Source organism: Mycobacterium zoologicum (assembly GCF_020181635.2).
GTDB classification, from domain to species: domain Bacteria; phylum Actinomycetota; class Actinomycetes; order Mycobacteriales; family Mycobacteriaceae; genus Mycobacterium; species Mycobacterium zoologicum.
This window is the reverse complement of sequence record NZ_JAYJJS010000081.1, coordinates 1-946: the sequence shown is the minus strand read 5'-3', so window position 1 is coordinate 946 and position 946 is coordinate 1. Positions and strand designations below refer to the sequence as shown.

The 946-nt window shown below is 62.6% G+C and carries 1 protein-coding gene; it reads right to left on the bottom strand.

Annotated elements, in window-relative coordinates:
* Positions 1 to 59 precede the first annotated feature (59 nt).
* Positions 60 to 946 (bottom strand): integrase (locus tag K6T84_RS23825; RefSeq protein ID WP_329786995.1); only part of this gene is annotated, 887 nt, incomplete at its 5' end.

Genomic DNA, 946 nt, shown 5'->3' with positions numbered 1-946 from the left:
TCAAGATGCCCGCGAAATCTGATCCATGCATCACGTAAGAATGCCCGCGAAATCGAGGGTCAGCTGGCGGCCTGGCTCTTGACCCTGATGCCGGCCCTGACGTCGGGTAGGGCGCTGGGGATGGCGGCGAGGTATAGCTGTTCGGTCTTGTCCTTGGCAAGTGTGAGCAGGGCGGCCTGTAGGTCGGCGATCTGGCGTGCGATCGCGGCAGGGTTCAGGCTGTCGCGGTAAGCGAGCAGCTCTGCTTCTTGGGCTGGTGAGAGGACCCCGGCGGCCAGCAGCCGGTCCAGTGGGGTCATGGGCGCGTCGAACAGGCGGCGACGCTGACCGTCGCGCCCAGAGCCGTAGCCGATGGGTTTGATGGTGGGGGTCAGGTAGTTGAGCCGGTCGTTGACCAGCTTCCACAGCCGGTTGAGCACCGCACGCTCGGCGTCGGTGTCGTAGCGGTAGTAGAACCCGTAGCGGCGCACCAGGTGGTTGTTCTTGGATTCGATCGTGGCCTGGTCGTTCTTCTTGTACGGCCGGGAGCGGGTGAAGAAGATCTCCATCTCCGCAGCCCACTTGATGACCGCCTTGTTCAAGAACTCGGTCCCGTTGTCGAAGTCCAAACCGATTACCTCATAAGGTATTTCATGCACTCCTGCCTTCAGCGCACCGAGGATGTGGGCGTGGGCGTTGTTGCGCACGGTGCGGGTGAAGACCCAGCCGATGTGCATGTCGGTGAGGTTCAACGTGCGGGCGAACTCGCCTTTGAGCGTTGGTCCGCAGTGCGCGACGGTATCGCCTTCGAAGAACCCCGGGGCTGCCTCGACCTCGTCAGTGGCCTTGCGGATCTTGATCGAGGAACGCAACAACGGCGACGGTTTGGTGGTCGACTTCCCCTTGATCTGGTCGCGAGCCTTGGCGCCGCGCAGGTAACGGTCAATCGTGGCGCTGCTCATCGCTA